This is a genomic window from Hominimerdicola alba 8, assembly GCF_000178155.2.
Lineage (GTDB): Bacteria > Bacillota > Clostridia > Oscillospirales > Ruminococcaceae > Hominimerdicola > Hominimerdicola alba_C.
Genome location: NZ_ADKM02000110.1, coordinates 25,925 through 43,388, shown reverse-complemented (window position 1 = coordinate 43,388; position 17,464 = coordinate 25,925). Strand labels below are relative to the sequence as shown.

Genomic DNA, 17,464 nt, shown 5'->3' with positions numbered 1-17,464 from the left:
ATATCATGCCTTTCGGACAGTGTTCAGCCTGTCCTGTCAGCATCATCTTCTCACAGATATTTGTATCTGATACCCGCAGATCGCATCACAAAAACAAGCCCCGACTGTCGTGGTACAGTCGGGGTCGTTTTAAGGAGAACTGTTTTCACATGGAAAACATAATAGGAATTATCTTACTCGATAGTAACACCAAATGCTCTGGAATTCAGTGCTCTGGTATCCCACTTGCCGTTTACCTTAGCGCAAACTACCATCTTGTAGGTGCCTGCTGCTACTTCGGGCGAAGTGAAAGAAGTTACATCGCCGTTAACGGTAGCCTTTACTACCCACTTGCCGCCCTGATATACAGCTATGCCGTACTTCTCAGCGCCGTCAACTGCTGTCCAGTCGAGCTTGAACTTGCTGCCGCTTACCTGAGTTTCAACCTTCGGGAAGCCTGCAGGCATTTCCGAATTAGCCTGAACTTCGATAGCATGTGTGAAGTCTGAGCACCAGATGTTCTGTACCATCGGTATAACGGTAACGGTGTACTTGGTGTCGGGCTGGAGACCTGTCAGAGTGTATCTGGTCTTGTAACCCTCTTCTATCTTCTTCCACTGACCGTTTTCCATGATGCAAATGCCATACTTTTCAGCGCCGTCAACTGCATTCCAAGTCAAGTTTACAGACTTGTCGCCGGGTGTGTAGGTAACATCTATAGGATCAGGGCTGTAAATGGTAACTTCCTTGCTGTCGGTGTAAACTACGCCGTCAGCCTCAACAGAAGCGGTGTAAACGTACTTGCCGTTCTCGGTGTAAGTAGGTGCAGTCTTGACCAGTTCAACTTCTGCATCGCGGGACTCTTCATAACCGCAGTCATTGCATTTGAAAACTGCTGTAACGGTGTTATTCTCGCCCCATACGAATGTAGGTTCGCCAAATGTGTGAACATCGTTAACAGGGATAACTGTGTCTTCTATAGCGATCTCAACATATTTGCCGTCCTCAAGAACATAGAACTTGCCGTCTGAGCCTGCATAATACTCTATGTTGCCTTCTTCGGAGCATGTAGCGTCCTTAGCGGCTATCTTCTTGACGGTAGTTGCGGGCATCTTGGTTATCTTGTGGTTGGTGTACTTTCTGCCGTTGAACTCAACAGTTGCAACGATGATGTGCTCACCCTTTTCACCGATCTTGCCTGCTGTGGTGCTCTCGGTGATAATACCTTCAAGAACAACGGTGTGCTCACTGTCGTTAGCGCAAACGAATGTTGCGGTAGCTTCCGACCAGTCTTCGTTCCATTCCCAGATAGGTCTTACATTGTAGTTATGACCCTTAGCCTCGATTATCCATGAATTCTCATCTATCTTAGTGAAGTCAGTGCCGTCGTAGGTGTAATAGAAACCGTCATCGCCTGTGTAGTACTCGGTGTTGCCGTCTTCATCACAAGTTTCTTCCTTAGCATCAGTTCTGGTGTACTTCTTGAATGTTGCGTTGAGGGTAACATCTTCGGTAACTTCATCAATGTCCTTATCCCAGCCGCTGAATACGAATACTTCGTTATCTTCGCCTGTCATTGTGGGCTCTTCGCCGTCATAAGAAGGCACTGTGCCAAACTCTACCAGCTCATCGGTCTCGATGGTCTTATCGCCGTTCTTCCAGGTAACTGTGAATGTGTTGTCGATGTTGACAACGATCGGATCCGTATCCACTTCATTCCAGTTTTCAGCGTCATCACCGAAGTTTACTCTGCAGTAAACAAAGTGATCGCCTGCATCTGTTGCCTTAGGCAGATCAGCTGACCACTCGCCCTCGTCAACCCTATATTCCATTACGCCGCCGCTGGTAGAACCTGCTTCAACAAGTGTCTGCTCCTCACGGTTGTACTTAAGACCCTCGATAGCCTTAGGCGCTGTTACCTTTGCGGTAGCCTTAGCTATTTCGACATCAACATCACCTGAAACAGGAACATAGTTATCCTTATCATCACCAAAGTTTACTCTGTAGTAAACAATGTGCTTACCTGCATCTGTTGCCTTAGGCAGATCAGCTGACCACTCGCCCTCGTCAACCTTATATTCCATTACGCCGTCGCTGGTAGAACCTGCTTCAACAAGCTCCTGCCCAGTGCCGTTAAATACCAGATCATCGATAGCCTTAGGTGCTGTTACCTTTGCATTAGCCTCAGCTATGGTAACAAAGAATCTACCCTCTGCGGGTTCTACGTTCCAGTTGTTCTCGTCAGCATCGAAAACTTTCCACTCAACAACGTATTCACCTGCATTTGTTGCAGTAGGAATGATAGTCTGCCAGTCGTTTTCAACATTCGACTGCTCCTTATCAACTATACGATATTTTATCTCGCCACTCTTGGTAGAGCCTGCTTCAACAAGATCATGCACATTGCCGTCAAATACCAGATCTTCAACAGCCTTAGGCTCTGTTACATGTGCATCAGCCTTTACAATATTAAACGTACCAATATTGTCAAACGTTACTGCCTTGTATTCCTCGTTCTCACCGTAAACTACCTTTATTGTAAACTTGCCTGCATTTACAGGAGCGCTGTCCAGCTTTACGCCCTCAGCGTTGTAGTACTCAACAGTGGCTTCGGGCATATCGGTATTATTATTTACCACGCCGAAGACCTTAGCCTTACCGTCATATACTAACGAGTCAGGGAGAATGAACTCGTAATCATCACGAGTAATAGTCTTCTTGACCTTAAGGTTTATCTCCATGCCTGCGGTGAGGGGTGTTATCTTAAAGTCTGCGTAAGCTGTTCCGCCGTAATAACCCTCAGTTTCAGCGACTTCCGCCTTGACGGTATATGCGCCCTCTGCGGTAGGCTTTTCGGTAGTGTAAGCGGAATCCTCTGCGCCCTGCGGCTTGTAGTAATAAGTAACATCGCCGTTACCCGTGTTGCCTGTCAGAACAGGTTCGCTTGCTTCGCTCTTATACGCCCAGTCTGCCATCTCCAGACTCAGATCAAGTGTACCCTTAACGTTCAGCGTAAGTATCATCTGACCGCTGGTGTTCTCATTGTTTATGGTGACAGTGTTGGTGTTCTCGTTATTGGTGTTGCTGTCATCGTTGGTATCAGCTATTGCGGTAGGCATCATGCTCGCTGTCAGTGACAGTGCCAGCAGACCGCTTATAATTCTTTTATATGTCATAATTTGCACCTCTCTTACTTAACATTTATCGCAAGGTCTATCTCCGCGCCGTTAAGGGGAGTTTTATCCTGCATCGTAAAACATTCGTACTTTAATTTTGCGGCGTACTCGCCTGCATCTAACGCGCGGGTGAGTTCCATCTCACCGACCTGTTCGCCCGGCGCTATATCATCGCTCTGCCAGATGGCTTCACCGTCTATGGTGAGGGTCATGCGGAAATAACAGCTGTTCTCTGCGGGGTTGTGTAACCTCGAAGTCTGCTTTGTTTCGCCTGCCTTAAATTCGAGTGACTCAAAGCCGGGAATATTTATGTTGCCGCTGTCCTGCACAGCGGACTGTCCTGCGGGAGCAGTTGTTGTAGTTGCGGGCTGTTCAGCCGAACTGTTCTCAGCTGTGCCGCCGCACCCGCTCAATATACAAGCGCTGAGTGCCGCCGCCAGAAAAGCCGCAAACACCCTATTCAGTTTGTGCATTTGTTCACGACCTTTCTCAGTTCAGTGGTTTATGGCTGTGGGATAAGCAGATAATCACTTACATCAACACCGTTTACAAAGAATTTACATGTGCAATCAACTTCTGAATTATTTAAGTGATCGTAAACTTGGTAATGGCAAAAATCATCTTCGATACCGAACTCGAAAATATACTCTATTTCATCCCGAGGTTTTATTACATGCAAAGAAAGTTCTCTATTCTCATAAACTTTTGCACGACCATCAAAGTATGCCTCAGTTACATTGTCACCCTCAAATGTCACATCATATTCACCGTTATTGTTCTTTACAATGATGTTTATTGTTTCAAAAGCACCATTTGTGCCGCCTGCATCGTAAGAAGCATCATAATCATTTGCCTTATATGTGCATGCTATCTTCAGCTCACCGCCATTTTCAAGTATCGGTGAGAGATTGCTTGCCTGCACTGTACCACTGCCATTATCGCCTGAGCCGCCCTCTTCCACACTAGCCGTAAACACCACATTATCCGAATAATTTCCTGCGGGGGCTTCATCGTAGTTCTCAACTATCAAGCCCGCTGTCTGTGAAACTCCGTCAGCGGTGAGGGTATCAAACTCCCATGTGGGGGCTTCTGCATTTGCGTTGTAGTCAGCATCTTCTTTCGCCAGATTGTAGCCAATGCTGTTATCGCCCGATTTAAGCGCCCAGCCGTTGTCAGACTGTGCTGTAACTACCAGCTTCTTGCCGTCTGCAAGAGTACCGCTTGCCGTTACGCCGCCCTCTATCTCGTTCCAGCCTGCATTCGCAACTGTGAATGACGAGGGTATCGTCAGCGTGTAGTCGCTCACAGTGTTTGTGATCTCGGTCGCACTTGCTGTAAAAGCACTCATAGTCATCGGCACAGCCGCAACAGTCAGCGCACATAACATCGAAGTCGTTCTCTTAAGTTTGTTTTTCATAGCATTAAGCCTCCTTAAAAAGTTTTATTATATTAAAAAGTTTCATTATATTATGCAGTCACTCACGGACTTTCTCAGTTCAGCGGTTTATGGCTGATCGATATGCAGATAATCACTTACATCAACACCGTTTACAAAGAATTTACATGTGCTATCAACTTCTGAATTTTTTAAGTGATCGTAAACTCGGTAAAAGCAAAAATCTTCTTCGATACCGAAGTGGAACATATAATCTATCTCATCCAGAGGATTCAGTACATGCAAAGAAAGATCTCTATTATCATAAACATCTGCATAACCATCAAAGTATGTCTCAGTTACATTGTCACCCTTACATGTCACATTATATTCACCGTTATTGTTCTTTACAATGAAGTTTATTGTTTCAAAAGCACCAGTTGTGCCGCCTGCATCGGCAGAAGAATTATAATCATTTGCCCTATATGTGCATGCTATCTTCAGCTCACCGCCATTTTTAAGTATAGGTGAGAGCCTGCTTCCGGTTACCACATCTTCCACACCAGCCGTAAACGTAAGCACATCGGTATACTCACCTGCGGGCAAGTCCTTGCCCTTAAACGGTTCAACGTCAATGCCGATAGTCTGTGTAGCGGGTGTTTCGCTGAGTGAGGTGAACTCCCACGAAGTCGTTTCTTCACCCTCTGCACTGTTCTTTAATTCGTAGTTGACATATTTACCTGACTCTTCGTTTTTCATACCCCAGTGATTTGCCGAGTCAGCTGAAACCACCAGCTTCTTGCCCTCAGCCAGATGACCTACCGCCGAGATATCGCCTATCTCGTTCCAGCCCTCGTTCTGAATGTCAAACCTTGCAGGAATGGTGAGTATGTAGCCCTCAACATATGCTTCACCGATTTGCACAGCTTCATTAACTAAAACGCCTTTGTCACTATTTTCAGGAGCACCTGCACCTACATTAAGCGCCATCGGCACAGCCGCAACAGTCAGTGCGCATAGCAATGATGTGGTCTTTTTCCATTTACTGTTCATAAATTATCCTCCCTTGTCTTTTTTTTATTTTGCACAACTAAAGCGCGCCCGCAGGGGGTGCCGTTTCACCCCCGCCGACACGCATTTACCCCAATAAAGCCCACACAAAGCGCGCAGTCACCCCATGTACGTATATCAGATATGTGCATGCTACCCTCAAACTTATACATGGTACTGCGCCCCTTTCTTGTTAAAAGATTTTAAATAAATCCACAACTTTGTGAACTTTCTTTTATGTTGACATTATAGCACACTCTATTGTGAAAGTCAAGCAAATTTCATTATTTTTTTATTTTAATTAATTACATGTTGTACATCTTGTATAAAACCATATCTCAATACATGTTAAAAAGAACTTAAATTATTAAGTATCTGTTTTTTTGTCGTTTCTCCGCAACTTTCTGTAACCGTCCGAATAACCCCATTGTCACGAATTTGTCAATAATTTGTGACTTGATAAATGCCGCTTCACTATTTTCCTCCCCAAAACTCTCCCCTCCCGAACCCACACCTCAGCCCCCTCACACTTACACCGCCCCTCCCGCCGATCTCACCCGAAACAGCACTCCCCCCCTTGACTTCTGCCGAAAAATCATGTATAATAAAGCATAGTATTTTGATAGAATTACTATTTTATGGTGGTGTAATATGTTGAACCAATTTTCAAGAACACAGTTATTGCTCGGCAAAGACGGCATCGAGCGCCTGCAAAGCGCCCGCGTGGCGGTTTTCGGCATCGGCGGTGTCGGCGGATATGTCTGCGAAGCACTGGTGCGCAGTGGTGTCAGCAGATTTGACCTGATAGACGATGACAAAGTCTGCCTGACAAATCTCAACCGTCAGATAATCGCGACCCGCAAAACAGTCGGCAAATACAAAGCAGAAGTCATGCGCGACCGCATACTGGAGATAAACCCCGATGCTGTGGTAAATATCCACAAATGCTTTGTCCTGCCCGAAAACATCGATGATTTCCCGTTTGCCGAATACGATCATGTGGTCGATACGGTAGATACCGTTTCGGCAAAACTGGCACTTGTCACAAAATGTCAGTCGATGGGCGTGCCTGTAATAAGCTGTATGGGCGCAGGCAACAAGCTGGACGGCAGTCAGTTCCGCGTGGCTGATATTTATGATACCAAGGTCTGCCCCCTCGCGCGTGTGATGCGCTATGAGTGCCGCAAGCGCGGCGTAAAGTCGCTGAAAGTCGTCTATTCCGAAGAAAAGCCCACTCGCCCGCTGGAAGATATGTCGATAAGCTGCCGCACGCACTGCATCTGCCAGCCCGGTACAAAGCACAAATGCACCGAGCGAAGAGATATTCCGGGCAGTGTCGCATTCGTCCCGTCTGTCGCGGGTCTGCTGATAGCGGGAGAGGTCGTAAAAGACCTGATATCTTCCCCGAAAAATAAGGAGAAAAAAACATATGAACGATGATATCGGAATAAGCGCCGAAGAACTCCTGAAACTCCCCAAAGACAGTCATATCCTCATAGATCTGCGCAGTGAAGCATCATATCGGCAAGGTCATATCGACGGTGCTGTCCTCACCCACAAAGATATCAGGTCGGCAGGCAGTAAAAAGCTGATATTCTACTGTCAGTACGGGGTCGAGAGCATAGAAACTGCGGCGTATTTCAGAAAGTGCGGCTTTAATGCGTACAGTCTGAAAGGCGGCTATGCACAGTGGCTCAAAACGCAGGATACCGCTTTCGATACCCAAGAACTTGAACGCTATGACAGGCAGATAACTCTCCCGCAGATAGGTCTGACAGGTCAGCAAAAGCTGAAAAATGCCGCCGTCCTCATAATAGGTGCAGGCGGTCTGGGCTGTCCCTGCGGAATGTACCTCGCCGCCGCAGGTGTCGGCAAAATAGGCATCATCGACCATGACGAAGTATCCCTTTCCAACCTTAACAGGCAGGTCGCCCACCGAGAGGTCGGCATAAACAAAGCGCTGTCACTGAAAAACACCCTGGTCGGCATTAATGATAAAATAGATGTGACCGCATATCCTTTCCCATTCACCAACGAAAACGCCGCAGATATCCTGAAAGGCTACGATTATGTGGCAGACTGCACCGACAGCGCCGAAACTAAGTTCATGATAAACGACCTCTGCGTGCAGTACGGCATACCCTACTGCTACGGCGGTGTCATCGGTTTTGAAGGACAGGTCATGACAGTCATTCCCCGCAAAACAGCCTGCCTGAGATGTATCTTTGAAGTACCGCCCTCAGTCTGCGAAACCTGCGAAAGCGCAGGCATCATCGGTGCATCGGCAGGCATGATAGGCTGTATGCAGGCACTCGAAGCGATAAAATACATAACTTCATCGGGCGATATGCTGACAAACAAACTGTTCGTCTTCGACATGCTTCGCATGAAAGCACGCACAGTAAACTTCGGCGGCATAAGCAAGCACTGCATTGTCTGTAACTCAGCCACCGCCCGCCGCTGACCAAAACATCTATACTATTATAATAGTATAACCCACAAAAAAAACTCACACCCCATCTGTTTCGCGGGCGTGAGTTTTTCCTTTTTATAACGGCTGTCATTTCCCACACCAAACAAAAAAGCCGAACACCACAGCATGTCAGTATGCTGAAGAGTTCGGCACTGTTATCTTGTCGGACGCTGCAAAATGGGGTTGGAATAATTGAGAAACAGTTCGCTTCGCGCCCGACGGTGGGGTTAGATGAAATAATAACGATAAAGTATATTGATTTCACTGTATATATTATAACATATCTCAGTCACAAAAGAGTTACGCAGAGCACCTCTTTTCGGGGTGGATTTGTGAATTTTTTGTAAACTTCGCTAAAAATAACTTTCCACCGTTGCTAGGCGCTGATGTTGTCCTCACGCGAAAGTTTTTATAGATATTGTATTTAATATTGCGTAAAGGTTGACTTTTTTTATATAATATGTTACAATATGATATATCAAGATGTCAATATCCTACAAAACTGCATGCGGTTCTGTATATCCCGAGTGCTGTGTGCAATATCAATATCTGAAAGGGTGGTTTTATGATGTATAATGCGTTGAAAAGGCTGACAACCCTTGCTGCTGCGGCTGTGATGGGTGCTTCGCTGCCTTCAGGCAGCGTGCTGTGTGCAAAGGCTGATAGTCCCTACACTGTAAAAATGCTGAAAACACATCTGTACAGTATGGACAACACTGCCGAAACCAAATGCCTTTTTACCGATGAAATGCCGGAACTGCCTTATATCAGACCTGCCGATTTCATGAGCAGGGCGCATACAGTGGCGGCGCAGTGTATCCGCAATGATGACGGCACTTATACCGTTTCAAACGAGAACGGTTCAATGGTCATAGACCCATCGGCTGATACTATTTTTTTTGATAATTTTGAGCATTTTATGTTTGAAGACCCTTTCAATGAAGGCTCTGAGCTTGAAAGCGATTATCTGGTCGAACTGCCCCTCACCGTCGATGACCCAAAGCCCGTTACGCTTGATTTTTCCGAATACGGCATCGACATCATAGAAGCTGACGGCGAGGTCTACCTGCCGCTGACCACCATGAACGACCTCGAAAACAATACCTACAACTACGCCGCCTATCAGGACGGTGAACTGTATTTCGAGCATTCTTTCTCGATGGCGACGGGCAGCGGCTACTTTGACAGGTCACCTGTTTATCAGCAGATGGAGCGTTCGCAGGCTATCGCAGATTTCACTTACCGTGAACTCTGCTTTGTCACTGATAAGCTGTACGGCGCACCGCTGAAAGCTGAGTTTGCCCCGCTGATAGAAGAACAGGGGCTTGACAAGACCCTCGACACCTACAGCGATGAGAGCCGACTTGCAAAAGAACTTCTGCTTTCCACCAGCAGGTCAGACCAGGCGATCGGTATGAGCATGCTCAGTGACGAGTTTGATGACGGCGGTCATACCGTCATGTATATCGATTACAATAACAGCGGTATGCTCTACCCCGAATGCGAACTTCTTAACGACTGGCTCATCAGACTCACCGCACCGCAGACAGATGCCGAAAATATGGCTCGCGATTCGGTGATAAATACTCTGCTTAAAAACGAAAAAATGATGGAAACAAACGAGCAGAAAAATAATGCTTTTCAGAATATTGAACTCGTAAACAGCTGGAATGACGGTCAGATCTGCTACGCTGTCGAGGGCGACACAGCAGTGTTCAGCTTTGTTCAGTTTTTCAATGATGTCATCGAGCCGTTCAAATGGTCGCTTGACCACGCAAAAGAGCATGGTGTCAAAAACTTTATCATCGACATCTCAGCAAACACAGGCGGCTCAACAGCAGTCCTCAGCTACATGACTGCGATACTCGAAAACAGCGTCGGCACACCCGATGACCGCACAAATATCCGCATGCTCAGCACAGTCACAGGCTCATATGTCACTCAGGATATAGACATCGACCTCGACCTTGACGGCGATTTCGATGATGATGACAAAAACGTAGTCTACGACTTCAACTTTGGCGTGGTCACTTCAAAAATGTCCTTCTCCTGTGCAAACCTCATGGCAGTGATGGCTAAAGACATGGGTATTTGTCTGCTGGGCGAGCAGAGCGGCGGCGGTTCATGCACGCTGGCTATCTTTTCAGACCCTCTCGGCGGATTTTACTGCATGTCAGGCAGTAAAAAGCTGGTATCTGCCGACAATACCGATGCCGACTTCGGCGCGGCTGTCGATCATGAACTTGCCGAAAAAACTATGGTCGATGGCACTGAGGTGACAGATTACAGCAAACTGTACGATATCGCATCGCTGGGCGAAATGGTCAGGGAATTCTATGCCGCCAAATCCCCCGAAAGTTCAGCACCCGCGATAAGTTCCTCTTCCGCAGGCGAAAACAGATCTGAGAGCGAAAGTCAGGCAGGCAGTTCACAGGCTGATCCTTCAAGTCGTGCGACCGCCAACACCACCGCAAACCCAAGCACAGGCAATGCACCTGCGGCATTTGCGGCAATGTCACTGCTGTCAGCGATCGCTGTTGTAACAAAGAAAAAGTCATAACAGCCACAAAACGTTCTTGCAGATATTTAAAATAATCAAAAAACAGGTGCTTCATCAGTTTATAGTGAAGCACCTGCCTTGTTTGTCACAGCACAGTTTTTCATACCGCTGTGCGGCATTCGCGTATAAGGTCGTACATATGGAACTTTTCGCCGCAGTCACGCATTCTGTCCAGCTTCATGCCGAGATGTCGGTAGCGCTGACTTTTATCCATGTCGTCAGTATCAAGTATTATCGGCAGATGTTTCTTGTCTGCAAGCGCGCAGACACTTTCCAGCATTTTCCGCATATACCCCTGCCGCTGAAATTCGGGGCGCACCACAAGCACTTCTATCCTTATGAATTTTCGCTTCGCCTTTTTCATCCTCGTTTCGATGCTGCCGCCATTGCTAAAGCAGGCAGATACAAAGTCTTTCAGCTTTCCCCAGCCGCCCAGCGCCTTTTTTTCAGCGAATATCATCTTTATCCCGTCAACCACGCCGATACTGCCGACTCCCTCGCCCGACAGTATCAGATATCCCTCACGCCTGTCAGAAGTTGCATACAGCAGACCGCTTTTGTAAGCCGCCCTGACTATCGCACCGATATATGTGTACATGGCTTCGCGGTCGTGGATATATTTCAGCAGTCCCCTGTCCGCTTCATTGTATCTGTAATCATAGAAAGAATCCGCTATCTGGCGGGAGATATCCTCTACCTCACGTTCAGACAGCCCGCGCAATTTTTTCATTTTTACCCTCCCGCATCTGTCTGCGAATGCAGTCCTGAGTATTCTCAGCCTGCCCCGCACCTGTTTTCCTGTATTCAGTTAGTGTTATCTAACCGAATACCATTATACACCCGCTCGCTCAAAAAGTCAATATAGCAATCCGCCTTAAAATTCAGACAAGATCCGGTCACAAAACCCATAGATCCCAGCTTTTGCGACTGGATTTTGTGAATTTAAAAAGTTGGATCGCTATAGTTTTAAAGTACATCTGTATCCGTCTGTCAAAAAGGTGCTCCGCCTTGACAACGAAAAAAATAAAGTATATAATATCATAAGATGAACTATATATTATAGTAAACGACATATTTATTTCTACATTCAGCGCTCACTGACGCTGTTATTATTGTGGCTGTGAGCGCTGAATGTCATGAAATTAATGTCGTTTACTATAAGACAGGAGTGTACCCATGAACGAGATCTTACAGCGGATAGGCTTGCAGACATTCATTCGCCTTATGATAGAATGCTGGAACGAATTGTTCCTGCTGTTTCTGATATTCAATATGCAGTTAAGCATTCAACGCGACAAAAGCGATGAACTTATCAACAAAGTCAAGATCCCCCTCTCAAAAGAACTGCTTATCTTTTACTGTGCATCTTTCCTGTATAACTTATGCGAGATAACGATAATTCTTTTTATAAGATTTTCGCGCCCTCATATCACGGCGGCGATGTTCTTTTATTATCTTATCGGCGGCTTCCAGACGTTTTTCTTTTTACAGGTCATAAAGGACAACATAGCTGTCAAACATAAGATAGACCGTATGAAAAGAGCGCTTACCGCTTTCCAGCTTTTGCAGATACCAATGGCTGTGATGCTTGCGGTCACACCCTTTACAGATGCCATCTACCGCATAGACGAATGCGGCGGTTACTCCCGCAAATGGGGCTTCTATGTATGGCAGGGCGTTACTATACTGACATTTGTTTTCATCGCCGCCGAGATAGCTTTCCACTGGAAACAGACCGATGCGTTTATCAAAAAAATAATACTGACCGCTTCATTCTTCCCGATGCTTGGCTTTGTCAGCGGATTGTCAAATTCAGGCAGGTCGATGAACAACGAGATGATAGCTGTCGCGGCACTGGTGATGTTCTTACAGTACGAAAAAAACAAGACCGAAGTCACACTGAAATACGGCTATGACCTCGAAAAAGCCAAGACCGAACTCGCAGAAACCAAGCTGAACCTCATGCAGGCACAGATAAAGCCCCATTTTATCAACAATGCCATGATAGCTGTGCAGGAGGTCTGCTATACCGACCCCGAACGTGCGGCAGAACTGCTTGACCATTTCGCAAGATACCTGCGCAATAACATAGATGCCACCGAAAGCACCGAACCCATACCCTTTGAAGAAGAAGTGCAGGCAGTGAGGGAATACCTAGCCATAGAACATGCCGATACCAGCAAAAAGTTCAGCTTTGAGTTTGAACTTAACTGCACAGGCTTCACAGTGCCCGCACTCAGCATCGAACCGCTGGCAGAAAATGCAGTAAAACACGGCATCGACAGGTATTCACCCAACGGAAAGGTAGTGCTGTCTTCATATGAAACAGATGACGCTTTCTTCGTTGAGATACGCGATAACGGCGAGGGATTCGATATGAATTCCGAAACACTCGGCAAGGGCGGGATAGGTCTTAAAAACACAGAATTCCGACTGAAACAGATGTGCGGCGGCAGACTTGAGATCAAACGCCGCGATAACTGGACAGTGGCAGAGATCATGATACCAAAAGACAGGAGGCAGTAAAATGGTAACAGTTACACTCGATGATGAACAGCTGGCAGTCAATGCACTGATACGTAAATTGAAAAAAATAGACCCCAACGGCATACACGAAGGCTTCGTAAAAATGGCAGATATGATGGATTTTGCCGATAACAACCGAATAGACATCGTCTTTATCGATATTGATCTCGGCGGTACTCTCAACGGCATTGACCTGACAAAGCACCTTTACGAAAAGTACGGCGATATGAATATCATAATCTACACAGGTCACTCAGACCCCGAATATAAGGCAAGCGCCCTCGACCAGTATGTCTGCGGATATCTGGTCAAGCCCGTATCTGAAGAAGAACTCAGACAGGCTATATCCCATGTGCGCCTGCCCATAAGAGAACTGCGTGTGCAGTGCTTCGGCTATTTTGAAGTGTTCTACGGCACTTCACCCGTCAGGTTCGAGCGCAAGGACAGCAAGGAAGTACTCGCCTACCTTATAGACAAGCTGGGTGCTGAGGTCACTGAAGAGGAATTGAGATGCCTTGTCTTCAAAGAAGAAGAGGACGGCGATGAGAAGCGCACATATGTCAGGAACATTATTTATGACATTCGCAAGACCCTCAGCAAATACGGCGTTCCAAAGGAATTCATAGCCAATTCGCGCGGCGCTTACAGCGTTGACAAATCGCTTCTCAGGTGCGATTATTACGACCATCTTAACGGTATAAGAGTCCCCGCCGCAAGACTTTGCCAGTATATGGAACAGTATCCGTGGGCTTACGGGGTAAAATGTAAGCTATTCGGGCAGGATAGCCTGTAAAACTTTTTAACTTATTTAGCAACGGAATATTCACCATGAATGGCGGCGCGGTAAGCTGCAACGGCGGTGACGGTGCTGTGGCAGGCGAACTGACCCCCGATGCGCTGATAGGCGTGACCACACAGACTCAGCCCGATGCTGATTACAGCGAAACCATCACTGTTACTGATGTTTCTATGATAGCAGGTCATGTAAAGAACATCAAGCCCATCGTTCAGAAATATAAAAACGCACAGTAAATAAAACTATCACCCCCCTCAGCGCATGAGGGGGCTTTTTCAGGATATTGAAAAATATCCCATCTGCCCTATTGACAAACGGACAGCACTGTGATATAATATATCCATCTTCAGGGCAGGGTGTGATTCCTGACCGGCAGTTAAAGTCTGCGAGCCGCTTTTGGCGGTTGACCCGTTGAAATTACGGGACCGACGGTATAGTCCGGATGAGAGAAGATATATTGGCTGACATTTTTGTAATGTTGGCATATCATCGCGCATCATGAATATTTTTGCCCCCGAAGTGTTTATATCGGGGGCTTTTTTATGCCCTTAATAAGGAGTTGATGGTATGGACCGCGAAGACTTCATGCAGGCGGCGCTTGACAGTGCGGAGAACGGCATGGGGTTTGTAAATCCTAACCCGATGGTCGGGGCTGTGATAGTCCGTGACGGAAAGATAATTGCATCAGGCTTTCATGAGAGATACGGAAGTTTGCACGCCGAGCGCAGTGCTTTCGCACAATGCAATAAAAAAGGCATAAACTGCGCGGGCGCTGATATGTATGTCACCCTTGAACCCTGCTGTCATCACGGCAAACAGCCCCCCTGCACTGAGGCGATAGCCGCACACGGTATAAGGCATGTGTATATAGGTTCAAGTGATCCTAACCCCCTCGTTTCGGGTAAAGGCGCGGCTTTCCTGCGCAGTCGCGGCATCGGGGTGACTGAGGGTGTACTCAAAGAGAAGTGCGATAAACTCAACGAGATATTTTTCAAGTTCATCACAACAGGTCTGCCGTTCGTCACACTGAAATACGCCATGACCCTGGACGGAAAGACCGCCTGCTATACAGGCGAGTCAAAATGGATAACAGGCGAAACTGCCCGCAGACATGTCCACCGCGAAAGACTGAGACATGCCGCGATAATGGCAGGTATAGGCACTGTCCTTGCCGACGACCCTCTGCTTACCTGCCGCATCGAAAACGGTCGCGACCCTCTGCGGATGATATGCGACACTCATCTGCGTATACCGCTTGACAGCAATATCGTGCGCACCGCAGAAAAAGTGCCGACTATGATAGTCTGCGGCGAAGAAGATGCCCAAAAAGCCGATGCGCTGAAAAATGCAGGCTGTCAGATCGTCTGCCTGCCAAACGGTAACGGCGGCACCGATCTTTCGGCGCTGATGAAAATGCTGGGCGAAAAAAAGATCGACAGCGTGCTTATCGAGGGCGGCGGCACTCTTGCATGGTCAGCACTGGAATGCAGCATAGTCGATAAGGTCATGGCTTACACCGCACCAAAGATATTCGGCGGCAAGTCGCCGTTCACACCTGTCGGCGGAAAGGGCGCAAAGTCGCCTGCTAAGGCGTTCATGCTGGAGGACACCACCGTTACAGCACTTGACGGCGATATACTCATAGAGGGGCGGGTGAAAAAATGTTCACGGGACTGATAGAAGAAGTCGGCACTGTATGCGAGGTACACAAAAGCGGCAGTCAGTCGTTCATACGCATAGCGGCAAAAAAAGTGCTGGAGGGTACAAAAGTCGGTGACAGCATCGCCGTAAACGGTGTCTGCCTTACGGTGACCGAACATGATGGCAGTGTTTTCCGCGCAGATGTCATGAACGAAACGCTGATGCGCTCATCACTCGGTTCGCTGAAAGCGGGCAGTAAAACCGACCTTGAACGCGCCCTGCCCGCAGACGGTCGTTTCGGCGGACACATAGTTTCGGGGCACATAGACGGCACAGGCGTGATCTCTGCCATACAAAAGGACGGCATAGCTGTGAGATACACATTTTCCGCCGAAAGCAGACTGCTTAGATATATCGCGGAAAAAGGTTCGGTGGCAATAGACGGCATCAGCCTTACGGTGGCATCGGTAAATGACAGCAGTTTCAGCGTGTCGGTCATTCCCCACACTGCCGAAAACACAGTGCTCCCGCTGAGAAAAGTCGGTGACACTGTCAATATCGAAACTGATGTCATAGCAAAGTACATAGAAAAACTGCTCCGTCCCGCGCCGCAAAAGAACAGCGGTGTCACGATGGAACAGCTTGCAAAAAACGGGTTTATCTGAGAAAGGCGGTAAAAATGTACAGATATGATAGTATAGACGATGCTCTCGAAGCGCTGAGAAACGGCGGGATAATAATCGTCACAGATGATGAAGACCGCGAAAACGAGGGCGATATGATATGCGCCGCACAGTTCGCGACTACCGAAAATGTTAACTTCATGGCAAGTCAGGCAAAAGGTCTTATATGTATGCCCATGACTGAGGAGATATGCAAAAGGCTGAAACTTCCGCAAATGACCGAACTGAACACCGATAATCACTCAACGGCGTTCACCGTGTCGGTAGACCACGTAAGCACCACCACAGGCATCTCCGCACAGGAGAGGGGCTTCACCGCAAGGGCGGCGGCAGACCCCGAGTCACAGCCGCAGGATTTCCGCCGTCCGGGTCACATGTTCCCGCTGACCGCCAAAAAGAACGGCGTTCTTGAACGCGAGGGTCACACCGAAGCAACGGTAGACCTCATGCGCCTTGCAGGTCTTGAACAGTGCGGACTGTGCTGTGAGATAATGCGCGAGGACGGCACTATGATGCGCTCGGAAGAACTCCACCAAAAAGCCGAAGAATGGGGCATGAAGTTCATAACCATCTCACAGCTGAAAGAATACCGCAAGGTGCATGACAGGCTGACAAAGCGTGTGGCAGACACGAAACTCCCCACAAAGTACGGCGATTTCCGCGCAGTCGGATTTATAAATATACTGAACGGCGAACATCATGTGGCGCTGGTAAAGGGCGATATCGGTGACGGCGAGGACATTCTCTGCCGCGTACACTCGGAATGCCTGACAGGAGATGCTTTCGGCTCGCTTAAATGCGACTGCGGTCAGCAGCTTGCCGCCGCCATGACCGCCATAGAAAAAGAGGGCAGGGGCATACTGCTCTACATGCGGCAGGAGGGCAGAGGCATCGGTCTGATAAACAAACTCCGCGCCTACGAATTGCAGGACGGCGGCATGGATACGCTCGATGCAAATATCGCACTGGGTTTCCCTGCCGATATGCGTGAATACTACATCGGCGCACAGATACTCCGCGAACTCGGCTGTAAGACCCTCCGCCTGCTGACCAACAATCCCGACAAAGTGTACGGTCTGAGCGGTTTCGGTCTTGAGATAAAAGAGCGTGTACCGATACAGGTATCCGCTACCGCATACGATATGAAATATCTGAAAACCAAGCGTGACAGAATGGGTCACCTGCTTGATATATAAAAAGGAGAG

Annotated in this window: 14 protein-coding genes and 1 riboswitch; of the genes, 9 read left to right on the top strand and 5 right to left on the bottom strand. The window is 47.7% G+C overall.

The window, feature by feature from the left end; genetic code table 11:
• Window positions 1-173: 173 nt before the first annotated feature.
• The 4 genes from CUS_RS13150 to CUS_RS13135 all read right to left on the bottom strand — a co-directional run bounded on the left by CUS_RS13150 (window position 174) and on the right by CUS_RS13135 (window position 5,583).
• Entirely contained in the window at window positions 174-3,155 is a 2,982-nt protein-coding gene (locus tag CUS_RS13150; protein ID WP_002851506.1) for a fibronectin type III domain-containing protein, read from the bottom strand.
• 14 nt (window positions 3,156-3,169) lie between these two features.
• Window positions 3,170-3,628 (bottom strand): hypothetical protein, encoded by a 459-nt coding sequence (locus CUS_RS18735; RefSeq protein ID WP_002851466.1) that lies wholly within the window; start codon window positions 3,626-3,628, stop codon window positions 3,170-3,172.
• Window positions 3,629-3,657: 29 nt separating this feature from the next.
• Window positions 3,658-4,572 carry a hypothetical protein gene (locus CUS_RS13140; RefSeq protein WP_002851479.1) on the bottom strand — a complete coding sequence of 305 codons (915 nt, stop codon included), beginning with the start codon at window positions 4,570-4,572 and terminating at the stop codon, window positions 3,658-3,660.
• Between the two features lie 87 nt (window positions 4,573-4,659).
• Window positions 4,660-5,583: a hypothetical protein gene (locus CUS_RS13135; RefSeq protein WP_002851517.1), complete on the bottom strand. Its 924-nt coding sequence runs from the start codon at window positions 5,581-5,583 to the stop codon at window positions 4,660-4,662.
• Between the two features lie 648 nt (window positions 5,584-6,231).
• On the opposite strand from CUS_RS13135, the gene CUS_RS13130 reads away from it, so the two are divergent.
• From CUS_RS13130 to CUS_RS13120, 3 genes are all read left to right on the top strand, one after another.
• The gene (locus tag CUS_RS13130; RefSeq protein ID WP_002851480.1) at window positions 6,232-7,020 is read left to right on the top strand and encodes a tRNA threonylcarbamoyladenosine dehydratase; all 789 of its coding nucleotides are present in this window, start codon (window positions 6,232-6,234) and stop codon (window positions 7,018-7,020) included.
• The gene (locus tag CUS_RS13125; RefSeq protein ID WP_002851531.1) at window positions 7,010-8,044 is read left to right on the top strand and encodes a ThiF family adenylyltransferase; all 1,035 of its coding nucleotides are present in this window, start codon (window positions 7,010-7,012) and stop codon (window positions 8,042-8,044) included. Before CUS_RS13130 ends, CUS_RS13125 begins: the two co-directional genes overlap by 11 nt.
• A 574-nt stretch (window positions 8,045-8,618) precedes the next feature.
• Window positions 8,619-10,613 (top strand): S41 family peptidase, encoded by a 1,995-nt coding sequence (locus tag CUS_RS13120; protein ID WP_002851540.1) that lies wholly within the window; start codon window positions 8,619-8,621, stop codon window positions 10,611-10,613.
• Window positions 10,614-10,713: 100 nt separating this feature from the next.
• Here the strand turns inward: CUS_RS13120 and CUS_RS13115 are convergent, their stop codons facing one another.
• Window positions 10,714-11,343 (bottom strand): GNAT family N-acetyltransferase, encoded by a 630-nt coding sequence (locus CUS_RS13115; protein WP_037277441.1) that lies wholly within the window; start codon window positions 11,341-11,343, stop codon window positions 10,714-10,716.
• 446 nt (window positions 11,344-11,789) lie between these two features.
• Between CUS_RS13115 and CUS_RS13110 the strand changes: the two genes are divergently transcribed.
• The 6 genes from CUS_RS13110 to CUS_RS13085 all read left to right on the top strand — a co-directional run bounded on the left by CUS_RS13110 (window position 11,790) and on the right by CUS_RS13085 (window position 17,455).
• Window positions 11,790-13,139 (top strand): sensor histidine kinase, encoded by a 1,350-nt coding sequence (locus CUS_RS13110; RefSeq protein WP_002851508.1) that lies wholly within the window; start codon window positions 11,790-11,792, stop codon window positions 13,137-13,139.
• A 1-nt stretch (window position 13,140) separates the two neighbouring features.
• Entirely contained in the window at window positions 13,141-13,932 is a 792-nt protein-coding gene (locus CUS_RS13105; RefSeq protein ID WP_037277437.1) for a response regulator, read from the top strand.
• 35 nt (window positions 13,933-13,967) lie between these two features.
• Window positions 13,968-14,171, top strand: a complete 204-nt coding sequence (locus CUS_RS13100) for a hypothetical protein (RefSeq protein ID WP_002851532.1) — start codon at window positions 13,968-13,970, stop codon at window positions 14,169-14,171.
• 102 nt (window positions 14,172-14,273) lie between these two features.
• A riboswitch (FMN riboswitch) is annotated at window positions 14,274-14,393 on the top strand.
• Between the two features lie 109 nt (window positions 14,394-14,502).
• On the top strand, window positions 14,503-15,612 hold the full coding sequence (gene ribD, locus CUS_RS13095) for a bifunctional diaminohydroxyphosphoribosylaminopyrimidine deaminase/5-amino-6-(5-phosphoribosylamino)uracil reductase RibD (RefSeq protein WP_002851495.1): 1,110 nt from the start codon (window positions 14,503-14,505) through the stop codon (window positions 15,610-15,612).
• Window positions 15,597-16,241 carry a riboflavin synthase gene (locus tag CUS_RS13090; RefSeq protein WP_002851518.1) on the top strand — a complete coding sequence of 215 codons (645 nt, stop codon included), beginning with the start codon at window positions 15,597-15,599 and terminating at the stop codon, window positions 16,239-16,241. The genes ribD and CUS_RS13090 overlap by 16 nt, the downstream gene beginning before the upstream one ends.
• 14 nt (window positions 16,242-16,255) lie before the next feature.
• Window positions 16,256-17,455: a bifunctional 3,4-dihydroxy-2-butanone-4-phosphate synthase/GTP cyclohydrolase II gene (locus CUS_RS13085; protein ID WP_002851474.1), complete on the top strand. Its 1,200-nt coding sequence runs from the start codon at window positions 16,256-16,258 to the stop codon at window positions 17,453-17,455.
• Window positions 17,456-17,464: the final 9 nt, after the last annotated feature.

Excerpts from the sequence above, each read along its gene's own strand:
- ribD (WP_002851495.1), top strand. The coding sequence starts at position 14,503 with ATGGACCGCGAAGACTTCATGCAGGCGGCGCTTGACAGTGCGGAGAAC.
- CUS_RS13135 (WP_002851517.1), bottom strand. The coding sequence starts at position 5,583 with ATGAACAGTAAATGGAAAAAGACCACATCATTGCTATGCGCACTGACT.
- CUS_RS13120 (WP_002851540.1), top strand. The coding sequence starts at position 8,619 with ATGATGTATAATGCGTTGAAAAGGCTGACAACCCTTGCTGCTGCGGCT.
- CUS_RS13085 (WP_002851474.1), top strand. The coding sequence starts at position 16,256 with ATGTACAGATATGATAGTATAGACGATGCTCTCGAAGCGCTGAGAAAC.
- CUS_RS13115 (WP_037277441.1), bottom strand. The coding sequence starts at position 11,343 with ATGAAAAAATTGCGCGGGCTGTCTGAACGTGAGGTAGAGGATATCTCC.
- CUS_RS13100 (WP_002851532.1), top strand. The coding sequence starts at position 13,968 with ATGAATGGCGGCGCGGTAAGCTGCAACGGCGGTGACGGTGCTGTGGCA.
- CUS_RS13140 (WP_002851479.1), bottom strand. The coding sequence starts at position 4,572 with ATGAAAAACAAACTTAAGAGAACGACTTCGATGTTATGTGCGCTGACT.
- CUS_RS13090 (WP_002851518.1), top strand. The coding sequence starts at position 15,597 with ATGTTCACGGGACTGATAGAAGAAGTCGGCACTGTATGCGAGGTACAC.
- CUS_RS13150 (WP_002851506.1), bottom strand. The coding sequence starts at position 3,155 with ATGACATATAAAAGAATTATAAGCGGTCTGCTGGCACTGTCACTGACA.
- CUS_RS18735 (WP_002851466.1), bottom strand. The coding sequence starts at position 3,628 with ATGCACAAACTGAATAGGGTGTTTGCGGCTTTTCTGGCGGCGGCACTC.
- CUS_RS13110 (WP_002851508.1), top strand. The coding sequence starts at position 11,790 with ATGAACGAGATCTTACAGCGGATAGGCTTGCAGACATTCATTCGCCTT.
- CUS_RS13125 (WP_002851531.1), top strand. The coding sequence starts at position 7,010 with ATGAACGATGATATCGGAATAAGCGCCGAAGAACTCCTGAAACTCCCC.
- CUS_RS13105 (WP_037277437.1), top strand. The coding sequence starts at position 13,141 with ATGGTAACAGTTACACTCGATGATGAACAGCTGGCAGTCAATGCACTG.
- CUS_RS13130 (WP_002851480.1), top strand. The coding sequence starts at position 6,232 with ATGTTGAACCAATTTTCAAGAACACAGTTATTGCTCGGCAAAGACGGC.